We start from the raw sequence: 13610 nt of genomic DNA, 5'->3' as shown, positions 1-13610 counted from the left end.
GTTTAATTAAATAAGTATTTGAATGTTACTTTAAGTAGTAAAAGTCCTTGTTTTAAAGAAATATGAGAAAATTTGTTAAACAAAACTATTGTTGAAAACTTTGAATAAAACACTGTATACAAATGTAAACCATCGGAATATACAGTCTTCTACTAAATTATTTCTGTTTTAATTTCAGAAATTTAATCTGGTAAATCTTAAAAAAGATCAATAACCATATTTTACATTAAAATAATACAAAACCCAGTCCAAATGCATTTGAAAGCTATATTTTACAAAAGTAAAACGTTCATTTTACCCTATTATAAAGCATTTATCTGTTATTTTAAGTACATTATCTGTATTTGATGATACAGTGTATTAAACCGCAACAAAATTATGTTTATTACATCAATAATGGTGTTTATATGAACATAACTTATCAATAAGTTATCGACGTTTTCAGCAAAATTTTATTGATTTTAATGATTTAACTGTGGATAAACTTTTGTAAAATTCAGAATTGGATTTTTATCTATTAATTATAATGCTGATTTTTAGATGTTTATTGAATTTACAAATGTATTTTGCTTTAATTTACATTTGTTTATTATCATAATTTGCATTTGTAAATTTATTTATTTACATTTGTAACACGTTTTAAGAATGGTTTTATGAGTCTAAACGAGAGAATTTCAAAAGTTATCGAATATTCTAATCTTTCTTCTTCGGAGTTTGCAGATGAAATTGAAGTACAGCGATCTTCTATTTCGCACATAACGTCCGGAAGAAATAAGCCGTCGCTTGAGTTTATCATTAAAATAAAATCCCGCTTTCCTGAAATTCTTTGGGACTGGCTAATTACCGGAGAAGGTGAAATGCTGAAATCTGAGCTTCCCAACTCGGACATTCCTGAACTGGAAGAAGAAAGCTATGAAGAAGAGAAACCAAGAACAGCTTCTCTCCCCGATCTTTTTACGATGGTAAATAATGATGAAAGTTTTGGCAGTGAAGAAACAGAAATAGAGCCGCCAAAAATGGATCGTCAGGAATCGTTTATATCGGATCAAAATAAAGCTCACGAGAAAATATCGGATTCTCAGCGATTAGAAAAAAGCAATGATGAAATTATTGCTCAAGCTATTGAAAATCAGCAAAATAAAATTAAACGAATTGTCATCTTCTACGAAAACGGAAAATTCGAAAGTTTTGAACCTTAAATGACTTTGAAACCGTTCAATTTTCAAAATTTCAATCACCTTATATTTCGATCATAAAAAAGCCTCACAATATTTTTGTGAGGCTTAGCATTTATTTTTAGAATTTATCTGCTTGCTTTTCTTCTTTCGAGTTCTTTTTTGATCAACCCTAGTTCTCGACCTGTTTGTCCTGCAACGGAAGTATTTTCCTGCGCTCTTCTGGTAAGATAAGGCACAACGTCTTTTACAGGTCCGTAAGGAAGGTATTTTGCCGCATTATAGCCTTTATCTGAGAGATAGAACGTAATATTGTCGCTCATTCCGTAAAGCTGCCCGAAATAGATATGAGGATTTCCGTTTTCCAGTCCTTTCGCTTTCATTTTATCCATGACAAGCTCTGAAGAAATTTCATTGTGGGTTCCGAAAAATGCCGAAACTTTGTCTAAATGATTCATAACGAAATCAATTCCTGCATTGTAATTTTTATCGGAAGCATCTTTTGTCGGCTGAATAGGATCTGCATAGCCTTTTTCTGCGGCTCTTGCTCTTTCTTTTTCCATGTAGGCTCCACGAACGATTTTATACCCGATAAAATAACCTTTTTCTCTCGCGCGCTGAAGATGCGCTTCCATATACTCCAATCTTCCGGTTCTGTACATCTGAATGGTATTCCATACAATCGGTTTTTCCTGATTGTATTTCTCCATCATCTCTTCGCAAAGATGGTCTGCTGCATCCTGCATCCAGGTTTCTTCGGCATCCACCATTACTTTTTTGTCGTGTTCGTGGCAAAGTTTACAGACTTCATCAAACCTTTTTACCACTCTATCCCATTCTTCTTTCTGGCTTGTTGTGAGTTCAGCATTTTTTCCGACAGCCTCGTACAAATCAATTCTTCCAAAAGCTGTAGGTTTAAAAACGATAAACGGAATTGCCGGATTTCCTACAGAAAATCTTACGATATCTTTGATCTCTTTGCAAACCGCATCAAAAGTTTCTTCGTCTTCCTTACCTTCAATAGAATAATCAAAAATACTTCCGACTCCTCTTCTGAACAGTTGTTTCACTACCTTCATACTTTCTTCACGGGTTTCACCTCCGCAAAACTGCTCAAACAAAGTGTTTTTTACAATTCCGGTAACGAAAGGAAAACTATTATGAACGGTGAAATTAAGAACAGAAGTTCCAATTTTTGTAAGAGAAGGCTGCTCAATCATTTTGAACATCCAATACGCTTTTCTTAACTGTGCATCGGATTTATCCGCAAATGCGACTTTAGTATCGTTAAAAATGGGCATTACTTTTTATAAATTTAAGGTTCTGCAAAGGTAAGAAAAGGATCAGGTTTTATAAAGAAAATTTTTTATAATTTACCTTCCAGCCCGTTCAGAAGCATTGCGATTATCCCAATAAAAACCCAAATTCTGAGAATATTAAGCGTGACGAAATTGCTTTTTCTTGTATGATTTAAAATAAGGTGAACACAAAGGATGAAAATAAATAATCCGGCAGTAAAATAATACGCCATGAATCCTGCAATTCCTGTTTTCATGATCAGCTTCATGGATACTGCCATGGTAATGATGAGCAGAGAAACGATAATTGTTTTGGTATTCCTGCTTTTAAAATAATTGGGAATTGTTGTGTATCCAAACGCTTTATCAACGCTTTTTGTTAACGTATCTTTTACAATATCAATGCATAAAAGAATCAGAAAAAGAAAAACCGCCATGAGTAAAACTTTCTTCGAAAAGGTTTCATAATACACCATCATTCCGAAAAAAGGATACAACGTAAGGCTTACAAAAGTAAGATTGTTTAATATTAAAATCCGGCTGAGTTTATGGCTGTAAAACCACATAAAGAACTGATAAACTACAAAAAACGCAAAAACATTATGCGAAATCATCCAGGCAACTCCCAAAGAAATTACACTTAAAAAGAGGTAAGCGTAAAGAAAATATTTCTGCTTAATGAAGCTTTGAATCCTCGTTCTGAAAGGTTTTACCACATGATCTTTCTCAAAATCATAAAACTGATTGATAATTCCTCCTGCCAAAATCGTCAAAACGGTGCAGAAAATAATGCCGTGAACTTTAAAATCGAAGACAAATTTTCTGAAATTTTCATCCTGATTAAACAGGAAAAATGTTGAAACGTATAAGGCAAAAGTGAGCAGAACAGCAACAAAAAAGCGAGCTCCCAAAAGAAAGCCCACGAATTGTGAAAATCTGTAAAAAAAAGATTTTTGAATATAATTTCTCTGTTGGAAAGTTTCTTTTTCAGAATTCATTCACAACAATTTTTAGAATCTGTAAATCACTTCTTTATGGAAGCCATCAAGCATTTTTTCTGCTTTTTCGTAATCTTTGGTGAAACCTAAAATATAACCACCTCCGCCGCTTCCGCAGAGTTTTAAATAATATGCATTGGAATCCAGCCCTTTTTTCCAGACATTAAATAAACTTTCAGGAATCATCGGACGGAAATGTTCATACGCCCAGTGAGAAAGTTTTTTCAGATTTCTGAAAAACGGATTCATGTCTTTTTTAAGGAATGCATCAATACAAGCATTGTTGTAACGGATAAATTCTTCTTTCAGAGTCTTTCTGAAACCTTCGGTCTTCATTTTTTCAAAGAAAATCTGAACCATCGGTCCTGTTTCGCCCGTCATTCCGGAGTCAATTAAGAAAATAGCCCCTTTTCCGGCTTCGCTTTCCGGAATTGCCACTTTATCCACACTTTCTTTGCTTTCGATAAGAATCGGAAGATTCATGTAACAGATCAGGGGATCGATTCCTGAACTTTTCCCATGGAAATAACTTTCCATTAAGCCAAAAACTGTTCTTAGACTTTTCAGTTCGTCTTTAGAAATATTATCAGGTTCGTGCTTGGAAATAGAATATCTTTCGAAAATTGCGGCAACCAAAGCACCGGAACTTCCTACTCCATATCCCTGAGGAATATTGCTGTCGAAGAATAATCCTTCAGAAATTTCTTCTTTAAACTTTGAAACATTAAGCTCAAAAGTTTCAGGAAGTGCTAAATTCTGTAGATAGTCTGCGTATTTTTTAAGATGATCATTGGATTTTTTTTCAAATTCGGAATCCAGTGAAGAGAACTTGAGGGTACCTTTATAGAAGCTATAAGGTAATGTCAAACCTTGGGAATCTTCTATGATTCCGTATTCTCCGAACAAAAGAATTTTTGCGTAAAATAATGGGTTTGTCATTTATTTAAATAAATTTTTTTTGCAAATTTAATACTATTCTAGTGAATATAAGCAAATCCCGCGCCGAATTCTAACAAATTTTAACAGCAAAATATTCTTAAATTTTAATTAAATCTAAAATCAGGATTCCTATTACTATAAATATACAAAAAAAGCCTGAAAAAATCAGGCTTTTTTACATTATGTTTAAAAACTGTCTGTCTGCAGTTTATTATTAAAGAATGAAGAAGCTTAAAATTACTGCTTAATCAGCTTTTTGGTAATTTTCTGTTTTTCTGTTTCTACCGTTACCACATAGTTTCCTGTCTGCATGGAAGAAATAGTAACGTCATGTTTATTACCTTTTAATGAAGATTCAGATTTTATTAATCTTCCTGCTTCATCATAAATCTTGAATGATTTTAAAGCATCTTTTGAAGAAATTGTAATGATGTTTCTTGCCGGGTTCGGATAAATATTGACAGTATTGTCTTTCGTATTTACATCTTCCACCGCCAAAACCGCACAGGAGAAGTTTGCTTTCCAGCCAATATCATTTACTGCAGGATCAGACACGAATCTTACCGTAATTGCACCGGAAGGATGGGTAGACGTAAATGTTCCCGGTAAAGCAATTCCAGTTAAACCATTTCCATTCGCAAACAAAGGAGAACTTGTAGAAGGACCGTTATAAATATACATAAAATCATAATCCTGCTCAAGACCGAATTCTGTAAAATTCATCGTTAAAGCTCCTGAACTTGGGTAAAAAGTTTTCACAATAGTCTGGCTGTCTCCGTAGTTGGAAGTGGTTCCTCCTGTATCTGTAAACTGCGCTCCGTCGCACCAGTCTCCATCTGTTAAAAACATCTGTGTTCTCTGGTAACCCGCAGAACAGTCTGTTCCTACTGATAAAAGATAATAGGTTGCGGGCTGAAGATTTGCCATGCTTAAGGATTGTGTGTAAGTCGTTCCGCTGGAAACTACTGTTCCGTCATATTTCGTCAGCCTGTATTTCCAGGAAGCAGAAGTGGCATCGGTAAATGCTGCGTTTGCTGAAATCTGTGTAATGTTGGAAACAGAAAGTGAAGTCACCGTTGTAGAACATGCCGTTGTACAATTCATTCCTAAACAAGGTTTGGATTCCACTGTATTTCTGATCAAAGCTGCCGGTTGAGGACCGAAACCGTTTGCAAAATTAATTCCTACTCCTGAAACTAAGTGACAGTAGCTCATGATGGTTCCTTTCACTGTAGAAGAAGGAATGGGTCCTGTGGCGCAGGTTCCTTCAGGATAACCAGCCTGCGTTCCGCACCCGTCGATTGCTGTTGAATTTCCGTTCCACGCACATGCATGAGTGTGAGGCGAACCTAAACTGTGCCCCATTTCGTGAGTCATCGCTTCGATGGTCCAGGAATAGACAGGAACATTATTGTAAGTCTGTGAAGCTCCGGAATATGCGTGTCTGCTCGTTGTACAAAGAGAATTGATGTAAGCTACACTTGTTGTAGAAGGCTGATTGACCAAATGAGCCAGATCTCCGTTAAAAGTCTGTCGGTTGGTTCTGAAACTTGCCAGATTTGCATTCGGTGTTCCGGTGTAAGGATCTGCCGTTGTCCACACATAAATTTCGTTTAAAGCGATTTTGATATCATCATTGCTGTAAAGCGTTGAGATATTGTTATGAATTGCGGTTAACCAATTCGCTGTGGTTGTTGTATTAGATCCGTTGTTTGTGTAAGGTGTGTAGCAAACTTCGTAATAAATTCTTACACAGTTTTGCGTCATGACCTTTCCTGTTGTTTTCTTTGCATCCGGATCGAAAGATATTTTTTGATTGTGATTATCCGTTAATTCATCCACGCCGCAGACAAAAGGATTTAATCCTGTAAGTTTTGAATCTGAATAGCTTACAAAGTCTGTAGAATTTTTAACTTTTCCGAGAATTACATTTCCCAGTTCGGGGGTGGAAGCTACTCCTACCACATCATCTTCAAAAAAGCTGAACGCGACCACGGATTGATTGTCTCCTTTTACAATTCCCTGATAATACGCTCCGGGTGTATAATCTACGATTTCGCCTTTGTTGGTAGTTACTTTAAAATCGTTTGTAAATATCTGATTTTTATACAATTCCAAAGTAATTAGCTTCTCATTGAAAGGAAAAGAAATTTCAAGATATTCAGGTTTTTCGTGTACTAACTTTTTGAGCTGTTTAGAATCGATATTCAGCACAGAAATATCGGTTGCCGCTCTTTTGTATTCGGCAAGTTTTTCTGAATTTTTCTTGATGGTGAATAAATCGAACTTTTCAAAGTTCTTCTTTTGGGTATGGTATTCCGAGACTTTTTGGGCTACAGGTCTCATGTTTTGGGAGAAGCCAAAAACCGCAGACTGCAAAATACAGAGAGTTAGAAATTTCTTAATCATTTTAACGACTTATTAGATTTGCAAATAAACAAAAAAAACCAAAACACAGTGAATAAATAATAATATTTTCACATTTTTTAATTGTTAAAAGTAATGAAAAATTTAATTATACCATAAAATATATAATTTCTCATGATGATTAAATAAAAAAGACGCTTTATCAGCGCCTTAAGTTTTTTTAAAATATAATTTCAATTATTTTTTCTGGGTATTGAGTTTCAAAAATCGTATTAAAATTAATCCTACAAAGAAAAACAATGCCATTGAAAATGCTGCGAACCTCATTCCTGAAGCAGAAGGCAGCGTAACATCAATTTTAGCAAAAATGGCTCTTAAAGAATCGTATTTGTCGATAAATAAAGCAAAAACAAATGTTCCCACAATGATGGCAATTTTTTCCAGAACATCGTAAAAACTGAAAAACGTTGTGTTTTCCATTGAGTTTTCCGGTAAAAGTTTGGAATAGGTAGATCTGGACATTGCCTGAAGTCCTCCCATTACCAAACCAACTACAGCAGCTACGCCATAAAACTGATACTCTACTGTAGGATTTTCTTTGTTAAGGAAATATGCCCAGATGCAGGCAACGATCCAAAGAATAATAGCAATGGTGATGACATTTTTGTTTCCGATTTTTCTGGATAATCTTGAGAATAGTACGGCTCCGATGATGGCTTCAATCTGAATGACCAAAAGTGTTCCGATGAGTTTATCCTGAGGAAGATTGATCTCACTTTTCCCGAACAGAGTTGCCATCAGGAAAATGGTCTGCATTCCTACACTGTAAAAAAAGAAGCTGGAAAGGAAAAATTTCAGGTTTCTATCCTTGAAAAGACCTTTTCCTACTTTAAATAATTCATGAAAGCTTTCTTTGGCAATATCTTTATAGAAGCTTAAATTGTCTTTTAAAACTTCGAAGAATCCACCCTGTTCTTTATGTCTTTTGAAGATGTTTTTATAGTTTAAAAGGACTAAGTCTTTCGGAAGTTTTTCTTTCACATCACCGAACTGAGGCAAATGTTTGAAGGTATACTGAGAAAAACCGAACCACCAAGCTCCTGTTAATAAAAAGCTGATTCTTGTGAAAAGCAACTGTTGTGCAGCGCCTTTTGCAAAAACCTGAATTAAAAGCAAACAGATGATCACCAAAACTACCGAGCCGATATATCCGTAAACATATCCTTTTGCGGAAAGTGCATCCTGTTTGTCTCTTGTCGCAATATCCGGTAAAAAGGAGTTGTAAAACACCAGACTTCCCCAAAATCCGACACTTGCGGTAATGCTGAAGAGTAATCCTAAGAATACGTTGTGCATTCCGGTAAACATTGCCAATCCCATGCAGGAGGTAGCGCCTAAATAGCAGAAGAACTGAAGGAAGGATTTTTTGTTCCCGATTGTATCTGCCAAAGAGGATAGAAACGGAGATAATAAAACTACTATAAAGAAGGAAATCGTTAAGGAATATCCGTACACGGCATCGGGTTGATATTCTTTTCCAAAGATCTTAATCATGTGTCTTACAGGGACATCAATCCAGGATTTTGTTGCCGCCACATATTCTTTTTTTTCGTACGCTGTGGTAAGAATAGAATAGTAAATAGGGAAAATAGTAGAGGTAATTACCAAAGAATAAACGGAGTTTGCCCAGTCATAAACCGCCCAGGCTTTCATGATCTTTGGATTATTCTTTATATTTTGAGTTTGCAGATTCTCAATTTCAGACATTTCAAATAAATATTAATAAACACAAAAATAGCAAAACCGCTGAATATTCGGAGGTTTTTATTTTGTTTGGAGGAAATTTTATTATTCCGTTAAAGTTGGAGTGTGTAAAATGGTTTTTCCTCATGCGCAATTTATCCGAAATGATTCCTGTTGTGTCTGACTATTTTTCGGACGAAAAAACGTTCTACATCAATTAGGCATTGTATTTTTTTGATTGAGTTTGATTTTTAAAAGTTTTTTAACTTTCAAATGAATTTTAGCATTAATTTCTGTAGATGTCTGTAGTTTTAGCCCCGATTGCAGCTTTGTCTGAGCTCATTTTGGGATTCGGCGGCGGCAAAAGCCGCCGCCGAATCCCAAAATAGCGAGTGCGGAAAGCGGGAAAAAGCTCCAAAAAAAAATCCGAAAGTAAAACTTCCGGATTCTGAATGTATCAATATCAATGATTATTGAATATTTTCGATAACGATTGCAGAAGCTCCGCCACCTCCGTTACAGATTGCAGCGGCACCATATTTACCGTTATTCTGCTTCAAAACGTTGATGAGAGTAACAATGATTCTTGATCCTGAACTTCCAAGAGGGTGACCAATTGCCACAGCTCCACCGTTCACATTTACTTTAGAAGCATCCAATCCTAAGATTTTGTTGTTTGCCAAACCTACAACAGAGAAAGCTTCATTGAATTCGAAGAAATCGATGTCTGTAAGCTCTAAACCTGCTTTTTTAAGCGCAATGGGTAAAGCTTTTGAAGGTGCTGTTGTAAAATCTTCAGGAGCCTGTGCTGCATCTGCGTAAGAAACGATTCTTGCCAAAGGCTTAAGTCCCAGTTCCTCCATTTTTTCTTTAGAAACAAGGATTAAAGCAGAAGCTCCGTCGTTTAGTGTAGAAGCGTTTGCTGCCGTTACCGTTCCTTCTTCTTTTTTGAAAACTGTAGGAAGTGTAGGAATTCTGTCGAAATTTACGGCTTTATATTCTTCATCTTCTGCAAAAACAATTGGATCTCCTTTTCTCTGAGGAATTTCCACAGGAACAACCTCATCAGCGAATTTACCTTCAGACCAGGCTTTTGCCGCTCTTTTGTAAGATTCTATTGCGAAATTATCCTGCTCTTCTCTTGAAATGCTGTAATCTGTTGCACATTTTTCTGCACAAACTCCCATGTGAACTTTGTTGTAAACGTCTGTAAGTCCGTCCAGAACCATTCCGTCCTGCATTTTTACATCGCCCAACTTTGCCGCATTTCTTGCGTTATAGTAATGAGGAACTGAAGACATGTTTTCCATACCTCCTGCAACAATTACGTCTGCATCTCCTGCTTTAATTGCCTGTGCCGCCATAGAAACCGCTTTCATTCCGGATGCACAAACTTTATTTACCGTAGTAGAAGGCGTTTCGTTAGAAAGTCCTGCTCCTAAAGCTACCTGACGCGCCGGAGCCTGTCCTTCTCCCGCCTGTAGAACGTTCCCCATGTAGATTTCCTGAACCTGTTTAGGATCCAAACCGATTTTGTCTAATGCTCCTTTTACAGCAACTGCTCCCAGTTTAGTTGCAGGAACTGCTGATAAACTTCCCAAAAAACTTCCCATCGGAGTTCTTACTGCGGAAACGATGAATACTTCTTTCATTTTTTATAATTCTATTTTTTACGTTTAGTTGAAGCCGAACCGGATGATTCGTCTGTTTATTTTTTGTTTTCTTTCGCTTTTACCATCACAAAATCGTAGGTATCGTTCTCGAATTTCGACTGAATTTTCAGATAATCATCCTGCGTGGCAAGAACTTTATTGCTTAAGACATCTCCTATTTTTATAGGATGTTCTTTTTCGCTTTTTTCAACAACGACTAATTTATAATCGCAGTCTCCTACAAAAACCATGGATAATTTTATAAAATCTTTACCGTCGTTATAATATTCGGTCTGTATATTATCTTTTACGGTCATGTACCAAAGATTGGGCGGATAATTCATTCTGAAAAATTTACCTTCTTTGATGTTGGCACATTTTGGAGGGTTATCAACAGGTTTCTTTTTTGCTGTTTCTTTCGTCTGTGCATTCGCGTAAGATGCACCAAGAAAAAATACTCCGATCGAAAATATTTTTAAAAAATTCATACGTGAATTATGCTTTTACTTTATTATTTTTAACCAAAATGATGATGAATGCTCCTAAAAATTCTAATATCCAGCCCCATTTTAACTTAACTATTCCCGCAAGTTTATCCTGCCACGATTTAAACGGCATAAAGCTGAAGTAATCTGAAGCCTGAAGTTTTACAGCGATGAGTGTAAAAATAAACAGGACGACTAAGAGAACTCCAAAAATCTTCGAAACTTTTGCCTTGTTGTTGGCTATTCCGAACAGCGCTCCTGCGGAAAGTATCCAACAGATTACTGCCAGAGAATGATCGAGCTTCCAATAGTTCCAGTTCCCGATAACCGGAACGTGAACAAGCGGCAGAAAACTTCCTGCAACCACCAACACCAATCCTAATAACTGAATATTTTTCATATTTCTTAAAGTGCCAAAATACAAAAAAAAACACACTCCAAAAAGTGTGTTTTTCTATGATGAAAATTCATATTAAAAATTGATATATAACAGCTCCAATCCTATCTGAACGCCATATTTGTTATTAATTTTCGCCTGATCGTTAAATATGGGTGTGAAATCTTTTTTCACGAAAATATTAAGCGGACCGTATCCTAAAGACAATTTGCCTCCAAAAAGAAAAGCATTAACAGCATCCGGAATGTTTTCTCTGTATTTTACGCGATTGTTCTCTTCATTCTTGTAAATGATATAGTTTTGGGTAAGAAATCTTACGCCTCCGTAAACGCCTGCACTGATTCTGAAATTTCCTTTGGAATTATCCAGCATTTTTTCATTGTTTTCTACAGTATATTTAGGATTTAAGACAAATACAAAATCAATCGGAACCAGAAAATAGTGATTTTTGAGATATGATTTTTTTAAATTTCCTTCGGCGAAAGTATTAAAATCCGAAATAGAGAGTTCATTTTTATCCTGAGTGAAAATTGTTGTTTTTTTTGGTGAGAAAGAATCTGACCGATATCCAAAACCGATACGGTAAAATACAGGAGAAACCAGAGAGCCAATCTGTCTCGTCATTCTCAATTCCATTTGTGAAGACATGGAATTTCCTGCTCGTATTCCGGATTCTTTATTGCCTATTGCAAGGGAAGAGGATGATTTTGTAAGATTCATGAAACCGAAACCGATGTTAAAATCTGTCGTGCGTAAAAGGTCTTTTTTGGTTTTATTACCGGAGGTGTTCAGCGTGAGAAGCGCATTATTTTGTGCTAAAAGTTCAATAGACTGTTTTCCGGATCTTCCCATTACAACATCTTTTACAATTCCTTTGGTTGCATTTTCCAGCTCTTCTTTCTGGCTGTTTATTTTTTCGTTGATGATTTCTTCGTATTTCATCGCGATTTCCGTTCTCTGCTTCTGCTTTTCATCAGCGCTTATTTTGTTTTCTCTGTAGTTTTTATCCAGATCATCCAGCTCCAGATTCATTTTAGACTTTTCTGAGACTACAATGCTGTCCACTTTTTTAGAATAGCTTCGTAATTCCGGTCTTACTTCCTGTGAAAAGGCGTAGGAAAAAGCAAAAAGAGCAGTCATTAAGGCAAATTTAGTTTTCATGTATTTTCTTTTATTTTTTAGACAATATTTTACCGCTGTTCATAAAAAAGAACAGTAATTTTTATTTTAAAGTATTAGAATCTATTTCGTGTCGGTGTAGACGGTTACGCCAAGAACCGTTACATTATCCACTTTCTGAAAGACTTTATTGATATTAAAAACTCCGAATTTGCGATCATCTTTTTTCGCTTCTTCTCTGGTTTTATCAAATTCTCTTCCCATAAGCAGTTCATCAGCATTAATATAGCCTGATTTTGTTTTCTTTGCTTCGGCAATCGCGGGAAAAATTATATTTTCGCTTTTAATTTTGTCGGGGTTAATGTCGATAGTTCTCTGTTGCGTAACTGCAATTTCTTCAATTGCAGGACTCGAAATTTTTTGAATTTTAACTTCTTTTTTTAAATTTAAAACCTCAGCCGAATTTGTTTCCGGATTTTTTAAAACAGCTTTTACCGTATTTTCCTGAATGTTTTTTTGTTCCTCAGAAGCGACAGATTGTTTTTCAAATTCCGGATTTATTGGATTTACCGCATTTTCAAGACGCTGTTTTACAATATAGTCGGTTTTTTGATGGTCAAAGTTATTTTTGTTTTTAAAATAAATAATTGTTCCTACAGAAATCATCAACAAGATAATGGCTGCATATTTCCACCATCCGGAAGACTGTTTTGAAGCATTTTCAGGCTTTTCATCCAGCTTCTGATCCAATCTGTCCCAAAGATTGGCGGAAGGCTTTATTTCAAGCTTCTCGTACTCGGATTTTAAATTATTTAACGTATTGTTTTTCATTTTGCTTCTGTTTTAAAAAATCTGCAATCCATTTTTTAGATTTGCTCAGCTGGCTTTTGCTGGTGCCTTCAGAAATATTCAGTATTTCTGCTATTTCATGATGCTTTTTTTCTTCAAAAACATAGAGGTTGAAAATCAATCGGTATCCATCGGGCATTTTTGAAAAAATTTCCTCCATATTAAGCTCCTCCATTTCTTCTTCCCAGTTTTCCTCAACATTTCCGATTTCGCTGATCTCAACATCCGTGTAAAGGATATTTCTGTTTTTCCTGATAAAATTAATCGAGTTATTCACTACGATTTTCCTCAGCCAGAACTGAAAGCTTTTCCATTCTCTGCATTCCTCTATTTTTGAAAAACAAGTGAAAAAAGAATTCATTAAAATATCTTCCGCATCATGAAGGTTATTCACATAAGAATTTGCTATGGCAAGCATTTTCGCCGAAAACATTTCGTACAGAGCTTTCTGCCCTCTCCGATCCTGCTTTTTTGCCAGTTTAAAATTCTCTTCTAAATTCTTCATTAATTAGTTTCTGTTTATAAGACGAGATATTTTTGAAAGGGTTGCCTGAATATCAAAAAAAATTGCACTTTTTCTGAAAGTGC

General features: G+C 35.6%; 12 protein-coding genes. 1 reads left to right on the top strand and 11 read right to left on the bottom strand.

Going from position 1 to position 13610, the window contains the following annotated elements; all coding sequences use genetic code 11:
• Positions 1-653: 653 nt before the first annotated feature.
• On the top strand, positions 654-1199 hold the full coding sequence (locus DD829_RS03700; protein WP_108410152.1) for a helix-turn-helix transcriptional regulator: 546 nt from the start codon (positions 654-656) through the stop codon (positions 1197-1199).
• Between the two features lie 104 nt (positions 1200-1303).
• On the opposite strand, the gene DD829_RS03695 is transcribed toward DD829_RS03700, so the two are convergent.
• The 11 genes from DD829_RS03695 to DD829_RS03640 all read right to left on the bottom strand — a co-directional run bounded on the left by DD829_RS03695 (position 1304) and on the right by DD829_RS03640 (position 13527).
• Entirely contained in the window at positions 1304-2476 is a 1173-nt protein-coding gene (locus DD829_RS03695) for a proline dehydrogenase family protein (RefSeq protein WP_108410153.1), read from the bottom strand.
• Positions 2477-2541: 65 nt separating this feature from the next.
• Positions 2542-3471 (bottom strand): UbiA family prenyltransferase, encoded by a 930-nt coding sequence (locus DD829_RS03690; protein WP_108410154.1) that lies wholly within the window; start codon positions 3469-3471, stop codon positions 2542-2544.
• Between the two features lie 12 nt (positions 3472-3483).
• Positions 3484-4410 (bottom strand): mevalonate kinase, encoded by a 927-nt coding sequence (locus DD829_RS03685; RefSeq protein WP_108410155.1) that lies wholly within the window; start codon positions 4408-4410, stop codon positions 3484-3486.
• Between the two features lie 237 nt (positions 4411-4647).
• Positions 4648-6819 carry a T9SS type A sorting domain-containing protein gene (locus tag DD829_RS03680; protein ID WP_116547533.1) on the bottom strand — a complete coding sequence of 724 codons (2172 nt, stop codon included), beginning with the start codon at positions 6817-6819 and terminating at the stop codon, positions 4648-4650.
• Positions 6820-7014: 195 nt separating this feature from the next.
• A complete protein-coding gene (locus tag DD829_RS03675) occupies positions 7015-8544 on the bottom strand; it encodes an MFS transporter (protein WP_108411639.1) in 1530 nt (509 codons plus the stop codon).
• A gap of 446 nt (positions 8545-8990) precedes the next feature.
• Positions 8991-10172 carry an acetyl-CoA C-acyltransferase gene (locus DD829_RS03665; RefSeq protein ID WP_108408616.1) on the bottom strand — a complete coding sequence of 394 codons (1182 nt, stop codon included), beginning with the start codon at positions 10170-10172 and terminating at the stop codon, positions 8991-8993.
• A gap of 56 nt (positions 10173-10228) precedes the next feature.
• On the bottom strand, positions 10229-10660 hold the full coding sequence (locus tag DD829_RS03660) for a hypothetical protein (protein WP_108408615.1): 432 nt from the start codon (positions 10658-10660) through the stop codon (positions 10229-10231).
• 7 nt (positions 10661-10667) lie between these two features.
• A complete protein-coding gene (locus tag DD829_RS03655) occupies positions 10668-11057 on the bottom strand; it encodes a hypothetical protein (protein WP_108408614.1) in 390 nt (129 codons plus the stop codon).
• Positions 11058-11129: 72 nt separating this feature from the next.
• Positions 11130-12215 (bottom strand): hypothetical protein, encoded by a 1086-nt coding sequence (locus tag DD829_RS03650; protein ID WP_123906797.1) that lies wholly within the window; start codon positions 12213-12215, stop codon positions 11130-11132.
• 81 nt (positions 12216-12296) lie between these two features.
• On the bottom strand, positions 12297-13004 hold the full coding sequence (locus DD829_RS03645; protein WP_116547531.1) for a hypothetical protein: 708 nt from the start codon (positions 13002-13004) through the stop codon (positions 12297-12299).
• The gene (locus tag DD829_RS03640) at positions 12982-13527 is read right to left on the bottom strand and encodes an RNA polymerase sigma factor (protein WP_108408611.1); all 546 of its coding nucleotides are present in this window, start codon (positions 13525-13527) and stop codon (positions 12982-12984) included. The genes DD829_RS03645 and DD829_RS03640 overlap by 23 nt, the downstream gene beginning before the upstream one ends.
• Between the last annotated feature and the right edge of the window lie 83 nt (positions 13528-13610).

It is taken from the genome of Chryseobacterium sp. HMWF035, from assembly GCF_003094695.1.
In the GTDB taxonomy this organism is placed as follows: domain Bacteria; phylum Bacteroidota; class Bacteroidia; order Flavobacteriales; family Weeksellaceae; genus Chryseobacterium; species Chryseobacterium gambrini.
Note: the sequence above shows the minus strand (reverse complement) of the source record. Positions and strands in the feature narration are given on the sequence as shown.

Coding starts and splice junctions, on each gene's coding strand:
- DD829_RS03700 (WP_108410152.1), top strand. CDS start 654: ATGAGTCTAAACGAGAGAATTTCAAAAGTTATCGAATATTCTAATCTT.
- DD829_RS03640 (WP_108408611.1), bottom strand. CDS start 13,527: ATGAAGAATTTAGAAGAGAATTTTAAACTGGCAAAAAAGCAGGATCGG.
- DD829_RS03645 (WP_116547531.1), bottom strand. CDS start 13,004: ATGAAAAACAATACGTTAAATAATTTAAAATCCGAGTACGAGAAGCTT.
- DD829_RS03650 (WP_123906797.1), bottom strand. CDS start 12,215: ATGAAAACTAAATTTGCCTTAATGACTGCTCTTTTTGCTTTTTCCTAC.
- DD829_RS03690 (WP_108410154.1), bottom strand. CDS start 3,471: ATGAATTCTGAAAAAGAAACTTTCCAACAGAGAAATTATATTCAAAAA.
- DD829_RS03660 (WP_108408615.1), bottom strand. CDS start 10,660: ATGAATTTTTTAAAAATATTTTCGATCGGAGTATTTTTTCTTGGTGCA.
- DD829_RS03680 (WP_116547533.1), bottom strand. CDS start 6,819: ATGATTAAGAAATTTCTAACTCTCTGTATTTTGCAGTCTGCGGTTTTT.
- DD829_RS03685 (WP_108410155.1), bottom strand. CDS start 4,410: ATGACAAACCCATTATTTTACGCAAAAATTCTTTTGTTCGGAGAATAC.
- DD829_RS03655 (WP_108408614.1), bottom strand. CDS start 11,057: ATGAAAAATATTCAGTTATTAGGATTGGTGTTGGTGGTTGCAGGAAGT.
- DD829_RS03675 (WP_108411639.1), bottom strand. CDS start 8,544: ATGTCTGAAATTGAGAATCTGCAAACTCAAAATATAAAGAATAATCCA.
- DD829_RS03665 (WP_108408616.1), bottom strand. CDS start 10,172: ATGAAAGAAGTATTCATCGTTTCCGCAGTAAGAACTCCGATGGGAAGT.
- DD829_RS03695 (WP_108410153.1), bottom strand. CDS start 2,476: ATGCCCATTTTTAACGATACTAAAGTCGCATTTGCGGATAAATCCGAT.